The organism is Arthrobacter phoenicis, assembly GCF_047238215.1.
GTDB lineage: Bacteria > Actinomycetota > Actinomycetes > Actinomycetales > Micrococcaceae > Arthrobacter.
Genome location: NZ_JBDFMK010000001.1, coordinates 1,584,502 through 1,607,018, shown reverse-complemented (window position 1 = coordinate 1,607,018; position 22,517 = coordinate 1,584,502). Strand labels below are relative to the sequence as shown.

At 70.7% G+C, this 22,517-nt stretch carries 21 protein-coding genes; 16 read left to right on the top strand and 5 right to left on the bottom strand.

Translation table 11 applies throughout. The features are described 5' to 3' along the window. Positions 1-34 precede the first annotated feature (34 nt). A complete protein-coding gene (locus ABC337_RS07495; RefSeq protein WP_412884505.1) occupies positions 35-2,512 on the top strand; it encodes a phosphoketolase family protein in 2,478 nt (825 codons plus the stop codon). Between the two features lie 11 nt (positions 2,513-2,523). On the opposite strand, the gene ABC337_RS07490 is transcribed toward ABC337_RS07495, so the two are convergent. The 3 genes from ABC337_RS07490 to ABC337_RS07480 form a co-directional block, all read right to left on the bottom strand. Continuing rightward, positions 2,524-3,282 (bottom strand): DUF429 domain-containing protein, encoded by a 759-nt coding sequence (locus ABC337_RS07490; RefSeq protein WP_412884506.1) that lies wholly within the window; start codon positions 3,280-3,282, stop codon positions 2,524-2,526. 3 nt (positions 3,283-3,285) lie between these two features. Further along, on the bottom strand, positions 3,286-4,611 hold the full coding sequence (locus ABC337_RS07485) for a carboxylesterase family protein (protein ID WP_412884507.1): 1,326 nt from the start codon (positions 4,609-4,611) through the stop codon (positions 3,286-3,288). Between the two features lie 189 nt (positions 4,612-4,800). Then, positions 4,801-5,289 (bottom strand): inorganic diphosphatase, encoded by a 489-nt coding sequence (locus ABC337_RS07480; protein WP_290257022.1) that lies wholly within the window; start codon positions 5,287-5,289, stop codon positions 4,801-4,803. 153 nt (positions 5,290-5,442) lie between these two features. Here ABC337_RS07480 and dacB point away from each other — a divergent pair, with 153 nt between their 5' ends. The 15 genes from dacB (at position 5,443) to ABC337_RS07405 (ending at position 20,932) form a co-directional block, all read left to right on the top strand. After that, complete coding sequence (gene dacB, locus ABC337_RS07475; RefSeq protein WP_412884508.1) at positions 5,443-7,026, top strand: D-alanyl-D-alanine carboxypeptidase/D-alanyl-D-alanine endopeptidase; 1,584 nt, start codon at positions 5,443-5,445, stop codon at positions 7,024-7,026. 62 nt (positions 7,027-7,088) lie between these two features. Then, a complete protein-coding gene (locus ABC337_RS07470; protein WP_412884509.1) occupies positions 7,089-8,228 on the top strand; it encodes a zinc-dependent metalloprotease in 1,140 nt (379 codons plus the stop codon). Positions 8,229-8,359: 131 nt separating this feature from the next. Beyond that, on the top strand, positions 8,360-9,448 hold the full coding sequence (tilS, locus tag ABC337_RS07465) for a tRNA lysidine(34) synthetase TilS (RefSeq protein WP_412884971.1): 1,089 nt from the start codon (positions 8,360-8,362) through the stop codon (positions 9,446-9,448). Positions 9,449-9,477: 29 nt separating this feature from the next. Next, positions 9,478-10,029, top strand: a complete 552-nt coding sequence (hpt, locus tag ABC337_RS07460; RefSeq protein ID WP_290257019.1) for a hypoxanthine phosphoribosyltransferase — start codon at positions 9,478-9,480, stop codon at positions 10,027-10,029. A 201-nt stretch (positions 10,030-10,230) separates the two neighbouring features. Then, positions 10,231-12,297 (top strand): ATP-dependent zinc metalloprotease FtsH, encoded by a 2,067-nt coding sequence (ftsH, locus tag ABC337_RS07455; RefSeq protein ID WP_412884510.1) that lies wholly within the window; start codon positions 10,231-10,233, stop codon positions 12,295-12,297. A 9-nt stretch (positions 12,298-12,306) separates the two neighbouring features. Continuing rightward, positions 12,307-12,969 carry a GTP cyclohydrolase I FolE gene (gene folE / locus ABC337_RS07450; RefSeq protein ID WP_412884511.1) on the top strand — a complete coding sequence of 221 codons (663 nt, stop codon included), beginning with the start codon at positions 12,307-12,309 and terminating at the stop codon, positions 12,967-12,969. Between the two features lie 12 nt (positions 12,970-12,981). Beyond that, positions 12,982-13,899 carry a dihydropteroate synthase gene (folP, locus tag ABC337_RS07445; protein WP_412884512.1) on the top strand — a complete coding sequence of 306 codons (918 nt, stop codon included), beginning with the start codon at positions 12,982-12,984 and terminating at the stop codon, positions 13,897-13,899. A 12-nt stretch (positions 13,900-13,911) separates the two neighbouring features. Then, positions 13,912-14,271, top strand: coding sequence for a dihydroneopterin aldolase (gene folB / locus ABC337_RS07440; RefSeq protein ID WP_412884513.1), 360 nt, complete (start codon positions 13,912-13,914; stop codon positions 14,269-14,271). Then, positions 14,268-14,840, top strand: coding sequence for a 2-amino-4-hydroxy-6-hydroxymethyldihydropteridine diphosphokinase (gene folK, locus ABC337_RS07435; protein ID WP_412884514.1), 573 nt, complete (start codon positions 14,268-14,270; stop codon positions 14,838-14,840). Before folB ends, folK begins: the two co-directional genes overlap by 4 nt. Next, positions 14,837-15,361, top strand: coding sequence for a DUF3180 domain-containing protein (locus ABC337_RS07430; protein ID WP_412884515.1), 525 nt, complete (start codon positions 14,837-14,839; stop codon positions 15,359-15,361). The genes folK and ABC337_RS07430 overlap by 4 nt, the downstream gene beginning before the upstream one ends. Then, positions 15,342-15,854 carry a PH domain-containing protein gene (locus tag ABC337_RS07425; RefSeq protein ID WP_412884516.1) on the top strand — a complete coding sequence of 171 codons (513 nt, stop codon included), beginning with the start codon at positions 15,342-15,344 and terminating at the stop codon, positions 15,852-15,854. The genes ABC337_RS07430 and ABC337_RS07425 overlap by 20 nt, the downstream gene beginning before the upstream one ends. Further along, positions 15,851-17,470 (top strand): PH domain-containing protein, encoded by a 1,620-nt coding sequence (locus ABC337_RS07420; protein ID WP_412884517.1) that lies wholly within the window; start codon positions 15,851-15,853, stop codon positions 17,468-17,470. Before ABC337_RS07425 ends, ABC337_RS07420 begins: the two co-directional genes overlap by 4 nt. Next, positions 17,463-18,356, top strand: coding sequence for a Rossmann-like and DUF2520 domain-containing protein (locus tag ABC337_RS07415; RefSeq protein WP_412884518.1), 894 nt, complete (start codon positions 17,463-17,465; stop codon positions 18,354-18,356). Before ABC337_RS07420 ends, ABC337_RS07415 begins: the two co-directional genes overlap by 8 nt. 25 nt (positions 18,357-18,381) lie before the next feature. After that, entirely contained in the window at positions 18,382-19,266 is an 885-nt protein-coding gene (gene panC, locus ABC337_RS07410) for a pantoate--beta-alanine ligase (RefSeq protein ID WP_412884519.1), read from the top strand. Between the two features lie 106 nt (positions 19,267-19,372). Continuing rightward, the gene (locus tag ABC337_RS07405) at positions 19,373-20,932 is read left to right on the top strand and encodes an MDR family MFS transporter (RefSeq protein WP_412884520.1); all 1,560 of its coding nucleotides are present in this window, start codon (positions 19,373-19,375) and stop codon (positions 20,930-20,932) included. 108 nt (positions 20,933-21,040) lie between these two features. Here ABC337_RS07405 and ABC337_RS07400 read toward each other — a convergent pair whose 3' ends face one another. Together ABC337_RS07400 and ABC337_RS07395 are read right to left on the bottom strand one after the other, a co-directional pair. Then, a complete protein-coding gene (locus tag ABC337_RS07400; protein WP_377971159.1) occupies positions 21,041-21,874 on the bottom strand; it encodes an alpha/beta fold hydrolase in 834 nt (277 codons plus the stop codon). Between the two features lie 9 nt (positions 21,875-21,883). Next, entirely contained in the window at positions 21,884-22,507 is a 624-nt protein-coding gene (locus ABC337_RS07395) for a thymidine kinase (protein ID WP_290257006.1), read from the bottom strand. Between the last annotated feature and the right edge of the window lie 10 nt (positions 22,508-22,517).

The following is a 22,517-nucleotide window of genomic DNA, read 5'->3' as shown; positions in this document are numbered from 1 at the left end:
CTGAGGCTTGTCAGCGCCTGCGGGAGATGTTGCGATGGACGCACACGCTGCCGACGGCGGCACGAACGGGGTGGAGTGCACTGTGGCGAATGTGGTGGGGCGGGAAACCGGGCGGCGGGACGCGCCAGCGGGGAGCACAGACGAACTGGACCTCGTCGACCGGTGGTGGCGCGCAGCCAACTATCTCTCGGTCGGGCAGATCTATCTGCGGTCCAATCCGTTGCTGAGGGAACCGCTGAGCGCCGGGGACACCAAGTCCCGTCTGCTCGGACACTGGGGCACCACGCCGGGCCTGAACTTCATCTATTCACACCTCAACCGCGTCATCCGCCGCGACGCCCAGGAGATGGTGTTCGTTGCCGGGCCCGGACATGGCGGACCGGCCGTGGTGGCGAACGCCTGGCTGGAGGGGACGTATTCCGAGATCTACAGCAACGTCGGCCCCGACGAGGTGGGCCTGGCCGAGCTGTTCCGGCAATTTTCCTACCCCGGCGGCATACCCAGCCACGCCGCCCCGGAAACCCCGGGATCCATCAACGAGGGCGGTGAGCTCGGGTACTCGTTGGCGCACGCCTACGGCACCGTCTTCGACAACCCGGAGTTGATCACCGCCGTCGTGATTGGCGACGGCGAGGCCGAAACCGGGCCGCTGGCGGCCAGCTGGCACTCCCACAACTTCCTGGATCCGGCGCACGACGGTGCCGTGCTGCCGATCCTGCATTTGAATGGCTACAAGATCGCCAATCCCACGATTCTCGCCCGGATGCCGGAGTCCCAGCTGGAGCAACTGCTGCGCGGCTACGGGCACACCCCGCACTTCGTGACCGTCGCAGACCCGGAGGACACGGCCGCGGCACACCGGGACTTCGCTGCGGTCCTGGACCGCTGCCTTGCCGAGATCCGCGCGATCCAGGCGGACCACAGGGAGACTGCGGCCCCCGGGCGTGGCGCCCGGAACGATGCGCCCGCTGCCGCGTGGCCGATGATCGTTTTTCGTTCCCCGAAGGGCTGGACCGGACCGAAAACCGTCGACGGACTGCAGGTTGAGGGAACCTGGCGCAGCCACCAGGTGCCCCTCGCGGAGGTGCGGACCAACGCCGAGCACCTGGCGCAGTTGGGCCGCTGGCTTGAGTCCTACCGCCCGGCGGAGCTCTTCGACGACGGCGGCCGGCTCCGGTCCGACGTGGCCGCCAACGCCCCCGACGGGGACCTGCGCATGAGCGCCACCCCGCACGCCAACGGTGGCGTCCTGCTGCGCGACCTGCGTCTCCCGCGCTACTCCGACCACGTGGTGGACGTCGAGCAGCCGGGCCGGGAACGGGTCAGCGCCATGATGACCCTCGGGTCCTGGCTGAGGGACGTGATAGCCCTGAACCCGGAGACATTCCGGCTTTTCGGCCCGGACGAGACGGCGTCGAACCGATTGCAGGACGTCTACAAGGTCACCGACAAGGTCTGGCAGTACCGGATCGAGGAGGTCGACGAGCATCTCGCCCGGGCCGGGCGGGTGATGGAGGTCCTCAGCGAACATCTGTGCCAGGGCTGGCTAGAGGGCTACCTGCTGACCGGCCGGCACGGCGTGTTCAGCTGCTACGAGGCATTCATCCACATCGTCGACTCGATGTTCAACCAGCACGCCAAGTGGCTCAAGGTCCACCGGCAGCTCCCCTGGCGCCGGCCCGTGGCATCGCTGAACTACGTGCTCTCCTCCCATGTCTGGCAACAGGACCACAACGGGTTTTCGCACCAGGACCCCGGCTTCATCGACCACGCGGTCAACAAGAAGTCCGAAGTCATCCGCGTCTACCTGCCGCCGGACGCCAACACCCTGCTCTCGGTTATGGAGCACTGTCTCGGTTCCCGGGATTACGTCAACATCGTGGTCAGCGGTAAGCAGCCCTCGCCAACCTGGCTGGGGCCGGCCGAGGCCTCCCACCACTGCCAGCGCGGCCTGGGGATCTGGGAATTCGCCGGCTCGGAGGTCCCCGGCGAGGAACCCGACGTCGTGCTGGCCTGCGCGGGCGATGTGCCCACCGTGGAGACCGTGGCCGCGGCCGAGCTGCTCAGGGCCGGTGCGCCGGGGTTGAAGATCAGGGTGGTGAACGTTGTGGACCTGATGCGGCTCCAGGACGCCGCCGAACACCCGCACGGGCTCTCGTCCCGCGACTTTGACGGCATCTTCACGGCCGACAAGCCGATCATCTTCGCTTACCACGGCTACCCCTCGCTGATCCACCGGCTCTCGTACCGGCGGACCAACCAGGAAGGCCTGCACGTGCGCGGCTATAAGGAGGAGGGGACCACGACGACGCCCTTCGACATGGCCATGCTGAACGGGATCGACCGGTTCCAACTGGCCATCGACGCAATCGACCGGGTGCCGGGGTTGGCCGAGCGGCATTCACTGTTGCGACAGTCGCTACAGGACCAGCGCATCCGGGCTCACAATCACACTCGCGAGTTCGGCGAAGACGCCAAGGAAATCAGCGGTTGGACCCTGGGCGGCCGGTAGCCGCCCGCCCCCTAGCCGGCCGCCAGCAATGTGTCCAGACCGCCCGTTGGTACGTGGATCCAGCCCTCGCTCCGGGCCGCCGCGGCGTGCGCTTCATCCGGCCCGACGGTTGCCCCGACCGCCACGGCCCGGGCCGTGAGGGCTGCGATCACGGCGTCGAACAGGTCATCGGACGCGGCCAGGCGTTCCTCGTGGCCGGCGAGGTCCAGCCACGGCGCGGCGTCGCGCAGCGCTGCCAGCAGGCCGCCCAGCCGCTCCGCCTCGGGCCCGCCCCGGCCCTTGTACCCGCGGGCCAGGAGCCCCCAGGTCTTCAGCGACCCCGCCGGGTACACCTCGGCCAGCCGTCCGCTGCCATCCCGCGGCTGCAGTCCGTGCTCCCGGGCGATCTTGGCCTGGATCACCGCGCAGCGCATCGCCGGGTGCGCCAGCCGGTCTGCCGAGACACTCAGCGGGATCAGGCCGGACAGCCCGGTGGTGAACCGGTCCGTCTCCCGGTACGCAAGCAGCCGGCGGCCCTCGATGCCGTCGTAGTCCAGCACCGGGTACGGCTCGCCGGCCAGGTGCGCGGCGATGAAGGGCAGGAACGCGTCGGGCCAACCCACCGGGCAGTCGATGCCCGTCATGGCACAGCCGCCGAAGAGCCGGACGATCTCGGCGTCGTCGACGTCAAGGGCCAGGTGCACCAGCGTTGCGGTCCCACCCTCCCACTCGAGGACGGCGGCCGCGGTCTTCTTCGTCGCCGCGGCCAGGTCCACGCCGAGGGTCCGCACGGCTTAGACCGCCCGGTAGCGGAGTGCGCCGGGGATCCCGCCGTCGTCGTCGAGCCCCTCACCGGAGGCGAAGCGGGCCCAGAGCGCCCGCATCGCCTTGCCCGGGACGTTGACGTCCTCCCAGCTGGCGCCCGCGAGCAGGCCTACCCCGGCCCAGGTCTGCTCGTCGCCGAAGAGCAGCGGCAGGTCCACGGTGTGGGCGGCCCCGTAGATGTTCCCCGGGGCGTGCCAGGAGAGCAGGTAGCGGTGCGCGCGGCCGCCCGCGCGGACGTGGCGGCGGGCGAACTTCCGCGTCGCCCGGCCGTAGACGGCCTCGGTGACGGCCCAGTTGACGGCCTTGACGACGGCGTTCCCCAGCACCGGGACCCGGCCAATCCGGCCCACGACGCGGTTGCGCGGCAGGAACATCCGCGCCTCTTCCGTGGTGTGTCCGATCAGGACCTCGATCCCGGCGGCGGTGGCGTCCCAGGCCTCCTCGATGTCGGCCTCGGGCGGCAGCGGGTCGTGGCCGTACTGCGTGCCGAAGGGCATGGCGGAGGCCAGTCCGAACTTCCGGGCCGTGCGCGCCACACTGGCCTCGGCGGCGACGACATCCAGTGCCGGGGTGTCCTCGGTGATGTGTTGGGCCGCGGCACCCATGGCGGCGCTCATCTTGTGGCGTCCGCGGGTGATGCCCAGCGGGGCGCTCTGGATGATGGCGCGGCGGAACAGCGACGGCGCCTCCGGCACGGCCATCAGGTGGGCGACGGCGTCCCCGCCCGCGGACTGGCCGAAGGCGGTCACGTTCTCCGGGTCGCCGCCGAACGCGGCGACGTTGCGGCGCACCCAGCGGAAGGCCTCCAACTGGTCCAGCAGCCCCAGGTTTGCCGGGCGGCCGTCGCCGGCGGCGAGGTAGCCGAAGAGGCCCAGCCGGTAGGTGACCGAGACGACAATCACCCGGTTCTCCGCCACCATGGCCTTGGGGTCGAAGATCGCCAGGTCGCCCGAGCCTGAGGTGTAGGAGCCGCCGTGCAGCCACACCATCACCGGGACCCGCTCGTCCGGCCCCAGACCCGCCGGCATGGTGATGGAGAGCCGCTGACAGTCTTCGCTGCCGGGCAGTTCGCCGTACCGGGTGCCCAGGATGTCGTCAAGGAACGGCACCGGCGCCTGCGGGCAGGCGGGGGAGGGGGTCGTCGCGGCGAAGGGCGCGGTCCATCCCGGGGCCGGGGCCGGCGGCTGGAACCGGGCGGCCGAGGCATAGGGGATGCCGGTGGCGCGCAGCACCTCGCCGTCGTGCCAGCCGGTCACGGGGCCGCAGGGCGGGTTAAACGCAGGCTCGGTGGTCATGAACCAACGATTTCACATCTTCCTGATTCACGGCTGGCAGTGTGCGCCGTCCACCCGGTGTCAGCAGCTGATCTAGACTCCGCCCCTTAAACGCCGGAGGCCACCCGGCGCCGCCGCCCCTGACGGGCGGTCGGCGCGGGGTGGCCCCGGCAGATGACGCTTAATGCTTTGTCGGTTACCGACGCGGCCTTAGTGAGCGTGCGGAACGAAGCGCTTGATTGAGGCTTCCAGTTCGGCTTCGGCGGCGGCGCGGTCGCCCCAGCCCTCGGCCTTGACCCACTTGCCCGGCTCCAGGTCCTTGTAGCGGGTGAAGAAGTGCTCGATTTCCTTGATCAGGAACTCGCTGACGTCGCTGATCTCGTTGATGTGGTCGAAGCGGGCGTCGGCCGGCACGCAGAGGACCTTGGCGTCCCCGCCGCCGTCGTCGGTCATGTTGAACACGCCGATCGGGCGGGCCTCGACGATCACGCCGGGGTGCAGGTCGAAGTCCTGCAGCAGGACCAGGGCGTCCAACGGGTCGCCGTCCTCGCCCAGGGTGTTCTCAAAGAAACCGTAGTGCGTGGGGTACTGCATGGAGGTGAACAGGACGCGGTCCAGGCGGACGCGGCCGGTCTCGTGGTCGACTTCGTACTTGACGCGCGATCCCTTGGGGATCTCGATGGTCACGTCATGCTTCATGGAATGCTCCTCGACGGATGTAAGGGGGTGCGCGGCACGGGCTGGCGCCCCAAAAAGGCCACCCGGTACCGCCGACTATTATTGAGGATATAGCGACAGGCCCTGGTTTCAGGAACTAGCGGGGACATTTCGGAACTAAGGACCATCAGCACCATGACACGCACAACCAGCCCGCGCGGGCAGGATTCCCGGGCCGCCGGGTGGCGCCGGAGCGTTCCGGCCGTGCTGTTGGGGCTGCTGGTCATCGCGCTCGTGATCCCCGCCGGCTTCGCCCTTGGCCCCGGATTCGCCGGCCCGTCCCGCCCCCCGGCAGTGCCAGCGGCGGGCCCGTGGCAGCTCCCGCCGTCGGCCCTCACCGCCGTCCCCGGCGCGGTTAAGCCGCTCGACGACGCCGCCCCCGTCCCGAACGCGGCCACCCTCGCGGACCGGCTTAACGCCACCCTGAAGACCGACGGCGGCGGCACCTTCACCGGGATGGTGCAGGACGCCGTCACCGGCGAGGTCCTCTTCGACCGGGCGGGCGACGAGGGCCGCGCGCCGGCGTCGAACATCAAACTGCTCACCGCGGCCGCGGCCTTCCGCACCCTCGGCCCGGACCGCCGCTTCACCACCCGGGTGATTGCCGGCGCCACCCCCGGCACCGTGGTCCTCACCGGCGGCGGGGACGTGCTGCTGGGCGCCGGGGATTCCGCCCCGGATGCGGTGCTGGGCCACGCCGGCCTGGCGACCCTGGCCACGTCCACCGTCACGGCCCTCCGGCAGGCAGGTGTGACCGGTGCGGTCACCGTGCAGCTGGACGATTCACTCTTCACCGGCCCGTCGCTCAGCCCCGCCTGGAGCCCGGAGGACGTGGCCGCCGGCGAGGTGGCGCCGCTGTTCCCGCTGGCGCTGAACGGGGCCCGGTTCGCGCCCGGCAGCACCGCCGGCGCCCGGCCGCAGGACGCGGCCATGACCGCCGCCGAGGCCTTCGCCGCCCGGCTGGGGGAGGCCGGCGGGTCTGCGGGCATCACCGTGGCACCCGGCGTCGTACGCGCCAAGGCGCCCACGCCGGAAGCGGGTGGCAAGGGCCAAGGAAGCAAGGATCAGACAGGCAAGGGCGACGGCGGCGCGTCCGGCGGTTCGTCCGATAGTTCGTCCAAGGCGGCGGACGCCGGTCCCCGTGCCGGGACTGTGCTGGCCGAGGCCGACTCCGCGACCGTCAGCGAACAGGTGGACCTGCTGCTGCGCACCTCGGACAACTACCTCGCCGAGGTCATGGGCCGCATGGTGGCCCTTGCCAGCGGACAGCCGGGCAGCGGCGAGGGCGCCATCGCCGCCGTCCTGAAGCAGCTGCAGGAACTCAAGATCCCCACCGACACCCTGCACGCCGCGGACCTGGCCGGGCTGACCCTGGACAACCGGGTCACCGCCCGGCAGCTGACGGCACTGGTCCGGGCCATGACCAACGGTCCCGACACCCGGCTCCGCTCCGCGCTGGCCGGCTTCCCGGTGGCCGGGCTTACCGGCACGCTCGGCAGCCGGTACACGGATGCCACCACTGCCGCCGGTGCGGGCCTGGTCCGCGCCAAGACCGGAACGCTGAACTCCGTGATCGCCCTCAGCGGCTACGTGGTGGACGCCGACGGCCGGCTCCTGGTCTTCTCCTTCATCGGCAACGGCCTGACCCCCGGGGCGGCCGGGAACAAGGAAGCCCTGGACCGGACCGCCTCCACCCTCGCGGCCTGCGGCTGCCGCTGAGGGAATTGCCCGCACCGTCGAAACGGGCCAGTCCTGTGCGGCGGCCCGGGCCCTGTGATCTGATGGGGACTATGGAGACCCCCTCGCGTGCCGGATCAGCAGAGACGTCAGCCCAGGCCCAGGCCCTGGTGAATTGGGAGCTCGCGGCGTCCACTGCCGCGCGGCTCACCCCGGCCGGTCCCACGCTCGGGACCAAGGAAATCGGAGCCGCGGTGGAGAACCTCCGCCTGATGGCCGACCTCTCCGTCCCGCACGTCCACGACATCACCGGCCTGGAGGCAGCCCGGGACCTGCGCGACTCCTCCGTCCTGGTGGTGGACCGCGCCTCCTGGGCCAAGGCCAACACTCAGAGCTTCGCCGTCATGCTGCAGCCCGCCATCGAGAAGATGCTGGAGGGCCGCCGCGGCAGCATCAGCCCCGGCAGCGCGAGCGTCGGCGGCGCCATCACCGGCAGCCAGCTCGGCGCGATCCTGGCTTTCCTCTCCAGCAAGGTCCTCGGCCAGTACGACCCGTTCTCCGCCCTGGCCCCCGGCTCCACCGCCCCGGCCGCCGGCCGCCTGCTGCTGGTGGCGCCGAACATCATCTCGGTCGAGCGGGAACTGAACGTCGCCCCCGAGGACTTCCGGCTCTGGGTCTGCCTGCACGAGCAGACCCACCGGGTCCAGTTCGCCGCCGCCCCCTGGCTGCGGCACCACATGCTGGACCAGATCGAGGGCCTCAGCGGGCACCTGCTTGGCAACGTCGACTCGATCATGGAACGCGCCGCCGCGGCGGCCAGGTCGCTCAAGGACCGGTCCGCTCCCGGCGCAGCCCCCGGCCGCGGCGCCATCCTGGACCTGCTGCAGGACCCTGAGGAGAAGGCAGCAATCTCGCACCTGACCGCCGTGATGAGCCTGCTCGAGGGCCACGCCAACGTGGTCATGGATGCGGTGGACGCGAGCATCGTGCCGTCGGTGAAGACCATCAGGCAGCGCTTCAACGCCCGCGGCAAGGACCGCGGCGCGGTGGAGAAGTTCATCCGCAGCCTGCTCGGCCTGGACGCCAAGATGCGCCAGTACAGCGATGGCTCGAAGTTCGTCCGCGAGGTGGTGGACGCCGTCGGCATGGCCGGGTTCAACCGGGTCTGGGAGTCCGCGGACCACCTGCCCACCGAACCCGAAATCCACGACCCCAAGCTCTGGGTCGAACGGATGGGCCTCTAAGCGGCATGCCGACCACGAACGAACCCGCCACTGCGGACGCCCACGACAACATTACCGAGCCCGTTAGCGGACACACCGCCGGCCGGCGCCGGCCCGGCCGCCTCTCGCCAGTGATCGGCAAGGCGCGGAAGCTGCTCGAAACGGCCCTCGCCGACGCCGGCTACCCCGAACGCGTTCTCGTCGCCTGCAGCGGCGGCCCGGACTCCCTGGCGCTCGCGGCCGCCGCGGCGTACTTCGCCCGCCGCGGCCACGTGGACGGCCACCCGATCAGCGTGGGCGCCGTCGTCGTCGACCACCAGCTGCAGCCCGGGTCCGCGGAGGTCGCCCGGACCGCCGCCGCGGCGCTCCGGGAGCTGGGACTCGCTCCCGTGGAGATCCGGACCGTCACCGTCGCCGCCACCGGGATGGGGCCCGAGGCCGCCGCCCGGGAGGCCAGGCATGCCGCCCTGGACGCGGCCGCTGACGACGCCGGCGCGCAGGCCATCCTGTTCGGCCACACCCTGGACGACCAGGCCGAGCAGGTCCTGCTGGGCCTGGCGCGCGGCTCCGGCACCCGCTCGTTGGCCGGCATGCGGCCGGCCCGCGGGCGGCTGATCCGGCCGTTCCTGGGCCTGCGCCGGGCCGAGACGCTGGAAATTTGTTCGGCCGAAGACCTGGACCCCTGGCACGACCCAAGCAATGCCGACCCCGCCTTCGCCCGCTCCCGCACCCGGGTGGAGGTCCTGCCGATGCTGGAGGAGAAACTGGGCCCCGGCGTCGCCGAATCCCTGGCCCGCACCGCCGCCATCCTGCAGGCCGACGCCGACTACCTCGACGCCGTGGCCAACGACACGTACCTCACCCTGAAAACCGACGACGGGGGGGACCTCGGCCTGCCCGAGGATGAGCTCCGTGCCCTGCCGGCCGCGCTCAGGTTCCGGGTGATCGCCAAGGCCGCCGCCGAGGTCGGCGGCCAGCAACCCAGCCACCAGCGCCTGCTCGCCGCCGAGGACCTGCTGCGGCGCCGGGGATCTGCCGGACCCGTGCAGCTGCCCGGCGGTGTCAGCGTCTACCGGCTCTCGCTCGCCCAGCTGCAGGCGGCCGGGGAAGTGGCCACCCAGCCGTCCAGCCAGACGCCCGGCCGGCCCGCGGAGGCCGGCCAGGCCGCCGGCGGCGTTCCCCGCGAGGCGGCCCGCTGTGGGAAGCTAGTATTCCGGCCTCACAAACGGCCCCAAGATTAGTCGCACCCGCATCTACACAGGAGCCATTGGTGGATTCAAACGACGTCCAGGCGGACCTTAAGCACGTTCTCTACTCCAAGGAACAGATCCAGTCCCGCATCACCGAACTCGCCGCAGAGATCGACCGGGACTACGAGGGCCGCGAGCTGCTGATTGTCGGCGTGCTCAAGGGCGCTGTAATGGTCATGGCCGACCTCGCCCGCGCGCTGCACAGCCACGTCTCCATGGACTGGATGGCTGTTTCCTCCTACGGCTCCGGCACCCAGTCCTCCGGCGTCGTCCGGATCCTCAAGGACCTGGACACGGACCTGATGGGCAAGGATGTCCTGATCGTCGAGGACATCATCGACTCCGGCCTGACCCTGTCCTGGCTGAAGACCAACCTGGAATCCCGCGGCACCGCGTCCGTGGAAATCTGCACCGCCTTCCGCAAGCCCACCGCGGCCAAGGTCCAGATCGACGTCAAGTACGTCGGCTACGACATCCCGAACGAATTCGTGGTCGGCTACGGCCTGGACTACGCCGAGAAGTACCGCAACCTGGACTTCGTGGGCACCCTCGCCCCGCACGTCTACGAGTAAGTCCGCCGCGCCGCCGCCGGCGCCCGCGGGACCGGCGGCCGGGGCCGCAACCCGCCCTCCGCTACGCCCATAGGGAACTTTTGATCCCGACCGCGCGTGAGGTACAGCGACGGTGTATAGCTAGACTGACGCAGCACCACACGCGCGCCCATGGGACGCCGTGCAGCACTACCAGGAGGGACGGGGCCAGCCCCCGATCAGATGAAAGCTAAGAGTTTCTTCAAGGGCCCCGGCATCTGGATTGTCGTCGTTATCGGCATGCTCCTGCTGGCCTTTGCCACCCTCGCCCCGGGCGGGTCGAGCCGCATCGACACGGACAAGGGCCTGGCGCTCCTGACCGACGGCGGCAAGGTTGAACAGGCCAAGATTTTCGACGCCGAGAACCGCGTGGACCTGGTCCTGAAGGACAACCTGCAGATCGACGGCCAGGACAAGGGCAAGAACGTCCAGTTCTACTTCGTCAACGCCCGCGCGGCCGACGTCGTCAAGGCCGTCACGGACTCCAAGCCGCCGAGCGGCTTCACCGACCAGCCGGTCGAGAGCAACTGGTTCTCCGGCCTGTTCTCCCTGCTGGTGCCGGTCCTGCTGCTGGGTGTGCTCTTCTGGTTCCTGCTCTCCCGGATGCAGGGCGGCGGCTCCAAGGTCATGCAGTTCGGCAAGTCCAAGGCCAAGATGGTCAACAAGGACATGCCGCAGGTGACCTTCAGCGATGTCGCCGGTGCGGACGAGGCCGTCGAGGAACTCCAGGAAATCAAGGAATTCCTCCAGGAACCGGCCAAGTTCCAGGCCGTCGGCGCCAAGATCCCCAAGGGTGTGCTGCTCTACGGCCCTCCCGGCACCGGTAAGACGCTGCTGGCCCGCGCCGTCGCCGGGGAGGCCGGCGTCCCCTTCTTCTCCATCTCCGGCTCGGACTTCGTTGAAATGTTCGTCGGTGTCGGCGCCTCCCGCGTCCGTGACCTCTTCGAACAGGCCAAGGCCAACTCCCCGGCGATCATCTTCGTCGACGAGATCGACGCCGTCGGCCGTCACCGCGGCGCCGGCATCGGTGGCGGCAACGACGAACGCGAGCAGACCCTCAACCAACTCCTGGTGGAGATGGACGGCTTCGACGTCAAGACCAACGTCATCCTGATCGCCGCCACCAACCGGCCGGACGTGCTGGACCCGGCGCTGCTGCGGCCCGGCCGTTTCGACCGTCAGATCTCCGTCGAGGCCCCGGACCTGATCGGCCGCGACCAGATCCTCAAGGTCCACGCCAAGGGCAAGCCGATGGCTCCCGGCGTCGACCTCAAGGCCGTGGCCAAGAAGACCCCCGGCTACACGGGTGCCGACCTGGCCAACGTGCTCAACGAGGCCGCGCTGCTCACCGCGCGTTCCAACGCGAACCTGATCGATGACCGTGCGCTGGACGAGGCGATCGACCGCGTCATGGCCGGCCCGCAGAAGCGCAGCCGCGTCATGAAGGAACACGAGCGCAAGGTCACCGCTTACCACGAAGGCGGCCACGCCCTCGTTGCCGCCGCCCTGCGGAACTCCGCCCCGGTCACCAAGATCACCATCCTGCCCCGCGGCCGGGCCCTCGGCTACACCATGGTGGTGCCGGAGAACGACAAGTACTCCGTGACCCGTAACGAGCTCCTGGACCAGATGGCCTACGCCATGGGCGGACGCGTCGCCGAGGAACTGGTCTTCCACGACCCCTCCACCGGCGCCTCGAACGACATCGAGAAGGCCACCGGCATCGCCCGGAAGATGGTCACCGAGTACGGCATGAGTGAGCGCGTCGGCGCGGTCCGCCTCGGCCAGGGCGGCGGCGAGCCGTTCCTCGGTCGCGACGCCGGGCACGAGCGCAACTACTCGGACCAGATCGCCTACGTCGTGGACGAGGAGGTCCGGCGCCTGATCGAGAACGCCCACGACGAGGCATACGAGATCCTCACCGCCAACCGCGACGTCCTGGACCAGCTGGCCCTCGAACTGCTCGAGCGCGAGACCCTGAACCAGAACGAGATCGCCCAGGTCTTCGCGGACATCCGCAAGCGCGACTTCCGCGAGATCTGGCTCTCCAAGGAGACCCGGCCCATCCACGACGTCGGCCCGGTGGAGTCCCGCCAGGAGAAGGCCGAACGGGAGGCGCAGGAGGAAGCCACCCGGGCCCGCCTGGAGGAGCCGCTGGACACCCGGCCGCCGCACGCCCAGGGCGTTCCCGGCCAGGAGCCCTTCCAGGGCGGGACCACGGATCTGGGGCCTGACGGCCACCCCGGCTAGGCTTTTACTGTGACTTCCTACTTCGACGACGACGACGTTTCGGCCGCCGCCGCTCCCTTCCGCCCGGAAAATTCCGCGGCGGCAGGGGCCGACGGCGGCGCCGCCACGCTGGTGGACCAGCCCCGGATCGAGGCGGCGGTGCGCGAAATCCTGCTCGCCATCGGCGAAGACCCGGACCGCGGCGGCCTGCTGGACACCCCGAAGCGGGTGGCCAAGGCCTACGCGGAGATGTTCGCCGGCCTGCACCACGACCCGGCCGAAATCCTCGCCACCACCTTCGACCTGGACCACGAGGAACTGGTCCTGGTCAAGGACATCCCGTTCTACTCCACCTGCGAACACCACCTGGTGCCGTTCCACGGCGTCGCGCACGTCGGGTACATCCCCTCGCACGACGGCAAGGTCACGGGCCTGAGCAAGCTGGCCCGGCTGGTGGACCTCTTCGCCCGCCGCCCGCAGGTGCAGGAACGGCTCACCACCCAGATCGTCGAGGCGCTCACCACACACCTCAAGCCCCGCGGCGCGATCGTCGTCGTCGAATGCGAGCACCTGTGCATGTCAATGCGCGGCATCCGCAAACCCGGCGCGAAGACCGTCACCAGCGCGGTCCGTGGGCAACTGCATGACCCGGCCACCCGCGCCGAAGCCATGAGCCTCATCCTCGGAAGGTAGAAAAGACACACTATGGACTCCCTCGCCGCAGCCCCCGGAACCGGGCCTGCCACCTCGCCGCTGCCCGTGCTGCGGAAGCCGAGGCCGGCAGCAGCCTTGAAGGACCTGCCCACGAACCGCACCCTGGTCATGGGAATCCTCAACGTCACCCCGGACTCGTTCAGCGACGGCGGCCGGCATGCCACGCCGGAACAGGCCATCTCCGCCGGGCTGCGGATGTACTACGCCGGCGCGGACATCATCGACGTCGGCGGCGAATCCACCCGCCCCGGCGCCGCCGAGGTCACCCCGGATGAGGAACAGCGCCGCGTGCTGCCCGTGATTGAGGCGCTGGTGAAGGCCGGCGCCCTGGTCAGCATCGACACCACCCACGCCGCCACGGCCGAGGCAGCCCTGGCCGCCGGCGCCGCCATCATCAACGACGTCTCCGGCCTGACCATCGAACCGGAGATGGTGGAACTCGTGGCCCGCAGCAAGGTGCCCTATGTCCTCACCCACCGCCGCGGGGACGCCCGCACCATGGACTCCCTGACCGACTACCGGGACGTTGCCGCCGACGTGGCGGCCGAGTTGGCCGGCGTCCGGGACAAGCTGGTCGCCGCCGGCGCCGTGCCGGAGCAGATCATCGTGGACCCGGGACTGGGCTTCGCCAAGAACGAGGCGCAGAACTGGGAACTGCTGCAGCACCTGGACGTGCTGCAGGCCATGGGCCACAAGGTGCTGGTGGCAGCGTCCCGGAAACGCTTCCTGGGCAGCCTACTCACAGTCGCCGGCAAGGCCGCCGCCCCCGAGGACCGCGACGCTGCCACCGCCGCCATTACCGCCATCAGCGCCTTCCGCGGCGCTTGGGCCGTCCGGGTCCACGACGTCGGGGCGAACCTCGACGCGGTCAAGGCCGCCGCCCGGATGACCCCGGCCGGCAACAGCTAGGCCGGCGGCACCATGGACCGGATCGCGCTCAGCGGCGTCACCGCCGTCGGGCACCACGGCGTGTTCGACTTCGAACGGCGGGAGGGCCAGCCCTTCGTCGTCGACGCCGTCCTGCACCTGGACTTCACCGCCGCCGCCGCGAGCGACGACGTGCTGGACACGGCGCATTACGGTGAGGTGGCCGAATGCATCCGTGGCTGGATCACCGGTGCGCCGGTGAACCTGATCGAGGCCCTGGCCGTCCGGATCGCCGAGGATCTGCTGGAACGCTTCCCGGTCACCGCCGTGGACATCACCGTGCACAAGCCCAAGGCCCCGATCCAGGTCCACTTCGGCGACGTGGCCGTCACCGTGCACCGGGAACGCCCATGAGCTCCGCCGCGCACGCTCCGGCCTCGCCGGAACCCGCACCGTATACCCGTGCCGTCCTCGCCCTCGGCAGCAACCTCGGCACCCGGAATGACACCCTCTCCGCCGCCGTCGCCGACCTCGTCGACCCGCCGGAGGTGCGGCTGCTGGCCATCTCGCCGATCGTGCAGACCAAGGCCGTCGGCGGCCCGCCCAACCAGCCGGACTTCCTGAACATGGTGATCGCCGTCGAGACCTCGCTGTCTCCGCGGCAGCTCCTGGACCACTGCCACGCCGTGGAACAGAAGCACCACCGGGTCCGGGAGGTTCACTGGGGCCCGCGGACCCTGGACGTGGACATCGTCACCTACGGCGAGCTGGTCAGCGACGATCCGGTCCTGACGCTGCCGCACCCGCGCGCGGCCGAGCGGGCGTTCGTGCTGTACCCGTGGTCCCTGATCGACCCCGCGGCAGAACTGGGCGGCGAACGCGTGGCCGACCTCGCCGTCCGGGCCGCCGACTTCCGGGACCTGGCCCCCTTCGACGGCTTCGAGGAACTCAACGGCGCCTCCGGCTCGGCGGTGTCGCCATGAAGCTGACCAACCCGCTGGTGCTGCTGGTGATCGGCGTCGGCCTGGCCGCCGCCGGCTGGGCCGCGACCCTGCTGGCGGCCCGCTACAGTCTGGCCACCCCGGTGCTGCCGCTGACCGGCCTGATCACCATGGGCGTGATCGTGGTCCTGACCCTGGTGCTGGGCCTCCGGGTGCTGCGCTGGCGCAACGGCAAGAAGAAGCAGCTGTTGAACCCCATCCTGGCCGCCTGGACCCTGGTCCTCGCCCAGGCCTGCGCCTACACCGGGGCCATGCTGCTGGGCTGGCACGCCGGGATCTTCATGGACCAGCTCCGGCTCTGGAACGTCCGCAGCGGCCAAGCCATCACCTGGCAGATCGCGGCCATGGCCGGTGGCGGCCTGGTGATGATCGTGGTGGGCCTGATGGTGGAGCGGTTCTGCCGCATCCCGCCGGAGGACGGCGACGCCGGCAAGCCCCCGGGGGTGGCCGGGAAGCGCGGCAAACCCGAAGCCGAAGGCGAATATGCCTACCGAGGCGATTGACCCGCCGGGCATCTCCTGGCTGCGGGTCTCGCCGCGCTACCTGACGGCCCGCCTGCTGGGCTGGGGCGCCGAAGCCGTGCTCGTCACCGCCGCCGTGGCCACGCCGCTGGCGCTGGTGCTCGCCGGAGCGTGGCGGTGGCCCCCGCTGTGGTTCGCCGTCGCGCTGCCGTCCGCGTACCTGCTGCTGGCCCTCTGGCGGCTGGTGCTGATCCCGCGCCAGGTCCGCGCCGTCGGCTACGCCGAACGCCTCGATGACCTGTTGATCCGCCGCGGCATCCTCTTCCAGCGCACCCTGGTGGTGCCGTACGGCCGGATGCAGTACGTGGACATCGCCGCCGGACCCCTGGAGCGGGCGCTGGGGCTCTGCACGCTGAAACTCCACACCGCCTCCGCCGGGACCAGCGCCGTGATCCCGGGCCTGCCCGCCTCGGAGGGCGCCCGGCTCAGGGAGCAGCTGACCGCCCGCGGCGAGGCCCGGCTGGCCGGACTGTGAACGGCGAGACCGACAACTGGCAGCGGGTGCACCCCGCGTCGCCGTTTGTCCGCGGCTGGCTGGCACTCGCGGCGTTGTTCTTCTTCTTCGGCCGCGACGCCGCCGAACGGCTGCTGCGCGGCGGCCCGGTCTTCGACGAGCGCTTCGCGGGCCGTGCGCCCTGGCTGCTGCTGGGCGGCGGCACCATGCTGCTGCTGGTGGTGGCCGGCTTCGTCCTGAGCTGGTATTTCACCCGCTACCAGGTGGCCGGTGGCTTCGTCCGGGTCACCACCGGCGTACTGGTCAAGCAGCACCGGCAGGCCCGCCTGGACCGGGTCCAGGCGATCGACGTCGTCCAGCCGCTGCTGGCCCGTATCTTCGGCCTCGCCGAGCTGCGCTTCGAGGTGGCCGACGCCGGGCAGTCGGCGGTTCACCTGGCCTACCTGCGCGTCGCGGAGGCCCGCCGGCTGCGCGCCGAGATCCTCGACGCCGCCGTCCGGGACGCCGCAGCGCACGCCGCTGCGGGGCCTTCTGCCCCTGGACCTGACGCGCAGCGACCTGGTGCCCAGCTCGGTGCACAGGCCGCCGCGGGACCTGCGGGACTTGGGGCGCCGCCCGGGCCGCCCGCGCCTGTAGACCCGACCGAGCGGCCGGTCCTGGCCGTGCCGCCCCGACGCTTGGCCGGTTCGCTGCTGCTCAGTGAGCAGGCCGTGGTCCTGCTGCTGGGTGCCGCGGCGTCCGTGCTGCTCTCGGCCCTGACGGAAAACCGGAGTTTCTCCTTCTACCTGGTCCCTGCCGGTCTCGGTATCCTGGCTGGCTTCTGGGCCTCCTTCAGCAAGGGCTTCAACTTCACCGCGGCTGCCTCCCCGGCCGGGATCCGGCTGCAGTACGGGCTGCTGGACACCCTGGCCCAGACGCTCCCGCCGGGCAGGATCCAGGCCCTCCGGATCAGCCAGCCGCCGCTCTGGCGGCCGCTGGGCTGGTACCGCATCCAGGTCAACGTCGCCGGCTACGGGACGCCCGGCCAGGACGGCGAACGATCCGCCCGGACCACCCTGCTGCCGGTCGGCACCCTGCAGGACGTGACCGCCCTGCTGGACCTGGTGCTGCCGGAAGCAGCGGCTGCGCAGCCACGCGCAACTCAGCCCGAAGCCACGAATACCGGACGCCCTGACGCCCACGCCGTCCTCATCGCCGGGCTGAGCGGGCTTGCGCCCGCTGCCCGCGTCCAAGCCCGGCGGAACCCGGCCCAAACCACGGGCGATACCGACGGCGGCTTCACCACCACCCCGCGCCGCGCCCGGCTGCTCGCCCCGCTGGGGTGGCGGCGGAACGGCTTCGCCGAGACCGGCAGCGCGCTGCTGATCCGCACCGGCCGCTGGTGGCGTCACCTGACCGTCGTGCCGCACGGACGCACCCAGTCCATCGCCCTGCACCAGGGCCCCGTGGCGCGGCGCTTCGGCGTCGTGGACCTGGTCCTGCACACCACCTCCGGACCGGTGGCACCCAGAGTCATCCAGGGGGGCCTGGCCGAGGGCCGCGCCCTGCTCCTCGCCCAGGCTGCCCGCCTGAGCCCCAAATCCCAGCCGGCGGGAAACCCCGCCGGAGATCCACAGGAAGGCCCACAGCATGGCTAAGCCAGGACGCCTCGGCGTCGGAATTATCGGCGCAGGAAAGGTCGGTGCCGTGCTCGGCGCCGCCCTGCGCGCCGCCGAACACGCCGTCGTCGGCGTCTCCGCCGTCTCCGAGGCCAGCCGCGAACGGGCGGACACGCTCCTGCCGGGCGTTCCCATCCTGGAGATCCAGGACATCGTCGAACGCGCCGAACTGGTGCTGCTGGCGGTCCCGGACGACGCCCTCGGCCCGCTGGTGGACGGACTCGCGAAACTCGGCGCCTGGCAGCCGGGGCAGCTGGTGGCCCACACCTCCGGGCGCTTCGGCGTCGGCATCCTGCATCCGGTCCGCGCCGCCGGCGCCGTGCCGCTGGCCCTGCACCCGGCCATGACCTTCACCGGCATGAGCCTGGACCTGACCCGGCTGCTCGACTGCACCTTCGGCGTGACCGCGGACCCGGCCATGCTCCCGATCGCCCAGGCCCTGGTGGTGGAGATGGGGGCCGAACCCGTCGCCATCGCCGAGGGGGACCGGCCGCTGTACCACGCCGCCCTGGCCCACGGCTCGAACCACCTGGTCACCCTGGTGGCGCAGGCCGCGGAAATGCTGCGCGAGGTGGGCGTCGAGGAACCCGGCCGCATGCTGGGCCCGCTGCTGCGCGCCAGCCTGGAGAACGCCCTCGCCTCCGGCGAATCGGCGCTGACCGGACCGGTGGCCCGCGGCGACGCGGGCACCGTCGCCGCGCACGCGGAGGCGCTGCGCGACCTCGACGGCGGCTCCGGCGGGGATATTCTGGAGGCCTACCTGGCCATGGCGCGGGCGACGGCCCGCCGCGCGGGCAGCCGTGGGCTGCTCCGGCCGGACCAAGTCGACGGCATCCGCCAGGCGCTCGACGGCGCACCGGACTGATTGATTCCTGAGGAAGGACCCCGATATGCCCATCCAGCTGGTGACCACCGCCGCTCAGCTGCGTGCCGAGAGTGCCCGCCTGCTCACCGAAAAGGGCGGCAGCTCGCAGGGCATCGTCCCCACCATGGGCGCCCTGCACGAGGGCCACGCCGCACTGGCGCGCACCGCCGTCGCGCAGAACGACGTGGTGGTGGCCACCATCTTCGTCAACCCGCTGCAGTTCGGCGAGGCCGTGGACCTGGAACGCTACCCGCGCACGCTCGAGGCGGACCTGGCGCTCCTGGAGGCGGAGGGCGTGGACCTTGTCTTCGCGCCGTCCGTCGAAGAGGTCTACCCCGGCGGGGAGCCGATGGTCAGGATCACCTCGGGCGCGCTGGCCGAGAAGTGGGAGGGCGCGTCCCGTCCCGGGCACTTCGACGGCGCGCTGACCGTGGTGGCGAAGCTGCTGCACTACGGGCTGCCGGGCGCCCAGGCCGACTACCGGGCGTACTTCGGCCAGAAGGACGCCCAGCAGCTGACCCTGGTGCGCCGGATGGTGGCGGACCTGAACTTCCCGGTGGAGATCGTGGCCGTCCCGATCGTGCGGTCAGCGGACGGGCTGGCGCTCTCCAGCCGGAACCGCTTCCTCTCCGACGCCGAACGCGAGGCCGCGCTGGTCCTCTCGCGGGCGCTGCGGCTGGTCGAGGACCGGGCCAACGCGCACGAACCCCTAGACCTGGACTCCGCCCGGGAGCTGGTGGAGTCCCAGCCGCTCGTGGAACTGGACTACTTCGACGTCGTCGATCCGCGCACCCTGGAACCGCTCGCGGAGAACTGCCGCGAAACGCCGTTCCGGGGCGAGGCCCTGGTGCTCATCGCGGCCAAGGTGGGCCCGGTGCGGCTGATCGACAACGTACCGCTGGACTCCTAGGGAACAAATAGTCCGCCGGGAGGGAATGACCTTTCCGGCCTGAGGGTTGAAAATCGTAGTGGCGGCCGTGTCCGCCAATCCGCCATCACATCCCCGAGGGAACCCCATGCCTGAAGAAGCCCGTTCCACCGTCCAGGAGGGCCTGGCCCCGCCCCGGACCGACGCCGAAAGCACCGTCGCCGGAAGCGCCGACGCCCAAAGCACCGGAACCGGAAACCGCGCGGAGACCGCCGCCGGCGCCCCGGCAAACGCCCGCGCAGCCAAACCCGCGCCGGAGAAGCTGTCCCGCGAATCCGTGACGGTCATCGCCACCTTGCTGGTGGCCACCTTCGTGGTGATCCTGAACGAGACCATCATGAACGTCGCGCTGCAGCGGCTCATGGTGGACCTGCGCGTGGACGCCCCCACGGTCCAGTGGCTGGCCACCGGCTTCATGCTGACCATGGCCGTGGTCATCCCCACCACCGGGTTCATCCTGCAGCGGCTGACCACCCGGGCCGTCTTCATGCTGGCCATGGGACTGTTCTCCGGCGGCACCCTGCTGGCCGCCCTCGCCCCGGGCTTCACGGTCCTGCTGCTGGCCCGGATCGTCCAGGCCGCCGGCACCGCCATCATGCTGCCGCTGCTGATGACCACCATCCTGACTCTGGTGCCGATCTCCCGCCGCGGCGCGGTCATGGGCAACGTCAGCATCGCGATTTCGGTGGCCCCGGCCATGGGCCCCACCGTCTCCGGCCTGATCCTGCAGAACTTCTCCTGGCGCTTCATGTTCGTCTTCGTGCTGCCGATTGCCCTGCTGGCCCTGGCGATCGGGGCCAAGTTCCTGCGCAACATCGGCGAGAACGAGAAGATCCGCCTGGATGCGCTCTCCGTGGTCCTGACCATCCCGGCCTTCGGCGGCGTGGTCTACGGGCTGAGCCAGATCGGCGGCGGCGCCTCCGGTCCACCCGCCCCCGCGGTGGCCGCGCTCGCCGTCGGCGTGGTGGCCCTGACCGCCTTCGTGTTCCGGCAGCTGAGGCTGCAGAAGCGCGACGAGCCGCTGCTGGACCTGCGGGCCTTCAACTTCCGGATGTTCACCGTCTCCGTGCTGCTGCTGGTGGTCGCGATGGTCGCGCTGTTCGGCGCCGTCATCCTGCTGCCGCTCTACCTGCAGGAGATCCGCGGCCTGAAGTCGCTGGAAACCGGCCTGGTGCTGCTCCCGGGCGGCCTCGCGATGGGGCTACTGGGCCCGGTGATCGGCCGGCTGTTCGACAAGGTGGGCCCGCTGCCGCTGACCGTGACCGGTTCCGTGCTGATGGTGCTCTCGCTCTGGCAGCTGGCCGGACTGGATGCTCAGTCTCCGGTGGGCTGGATCATCGGCCTGCACGTGACCCTCAGCTTCGGCCTGGCGCTGCTGTTCACGCCCGCCTTCACCACCGGACTGAACCCCTTGCCGCCGCACCTGTATTCCCACGGTTCGGCCATCCTGAGCACCCTGCAGCAGGTAGCCGGGGCGGCCGGCACCGCGCTGCTGGTCTCGATCTTCGCGGTGGTCTCCGTTGCGTCCGGTCCGGCAGCGGGCATGCACGCGGCGTTCCTGACCGCCGCCGCGATCGCCGTCGCCGCGCTCGTGCTCTCGCTGCTGATGCGCAAGACCGAAGGGGCTGCCGGGCCCGCGGGCCACTGAGAAACCCGGCCCACTGAGAACCGGGCCTCTGAGAGGGGGGAGCGGGCAAGTCCCGCTCCCCGCGCCCGGGTCAACAGACGCGGCTGGTGCCGCCGCGGGGGACTTGCGTCAGCCGGCGAAGAAGGCGCTCAGCTCCGAGATGAGCTTCTCCGGTGCCTTGTTCACGCCGTCGTGGCCCATGCCCGGCAGGATCGTGTAGCTCGAACCGGAGAGCACGTCGTGGATCTGGGCGCAGGCCACGCCGAAGTACGCCGGGCTCTTCTCGCCCACCACGATCAGGGTCTCCAGCGGCAGGGCCAGGAACGGTTCGGCCGGCATGTCGGCGGCGATGATCGCCTTGATCTCGCGGACGCCGGTCTTCATCAGTTCGCGCAGCTGCTTGCCCACCGGGGTCCCGGCGGTCAGCTTGTTGGCCAGGGTCAGCATGGACAGCGGCATCCGGGAAACGGCGCTTCCGGTCTCCAGCCCGCGCACCAGCACGGCCAGGGCCCGGTCGTCGTCGCCGGCGGCGGTGAGGCGTTCGTACTCGGGAATCCAGTCAGCGGTGACGCTGTGGTTGACCGAGACGGCCGGGTCGTAGACCGCCAGCCGCTCCACCGGCAGGGTGCGGGCGGCGTGCAGCGCGACGGCGCCGCCGAAGCTGTGTCCGAACACGTCCGTGCTGTTGGTGTGCTTCATCACGGCGTCGAGGTCGTGGATGTCCACGTCCAGCGTGTAGTCCTCCGGCTGCGGGGAGGATCCGCCGCGGCCGCGGCGGTTGAAGGTGTGGACCGGCCGGCCGAGGGAGGCGCTGAGCTTCTGCGCAAACTTGGTGTAGTCGGCGGCGGTCACCATCGAGGCGGACACGACGACGACGCCGGAGCCGGCCGCGGACAGTTCCGCCCCCGTGCTGAACAACTCGAGGGTTCCGCCGTCGGGGGTGTGGATGTTCTCGCGGGTCATGGCTTGAGCCTAGCCCAGCCGGCCGCCGGATACCTCGAGATAGCAGGAGCCGCAGAGGGATTCGTACCAGGCGTCCTGGCCGTCGATGGCGACCTGTTCGCCGTCGAACACCACCCGGTCGCCGATCCGGCGGGTGTTGAAGATCGCCTTGCGGCCGCAGCGGCAGATCGTCTTCAGCTCCTCCAGGGTGTGCGCGATCTCCAGCAGCCGCAGCGATCCCGGGAAGGCGCGGGTCCGGAAGTCCGTGCGGATGCCGTAGGCGAGCACCGGCACGTTGTCCAGGACGGCGATCCGGAACAGGTCATCCACTTGCTCCGGCGTCAGGAACTGCGCCTCATCCACCAGCAGGCACGCCACGGGCGGGGTGTCGACGTGCTGCAGCAGCGCGTCCGGATCGTCCCCGTGCGCCAGGGCGGAGAACAGTTCCCGCGCGGACGCGCCCGCCGGGATCAGGAAATCGACGTCGCGGGTCATGCCCAGGCGGGAGACGACGGCGGTGTCGCCCTTGGTGTCGATGTCCGGCTTGGCCAGCAGCACCCGCTGGCCGCGTTCCTCGTAGTTGAAGGCCGCCTGCAGCAGGCCCGTGGACTTGCCGGAGTTCATCGCGCCGTAGCGGAAGTAGAGCTTGGCCAAGGGGGTCCTT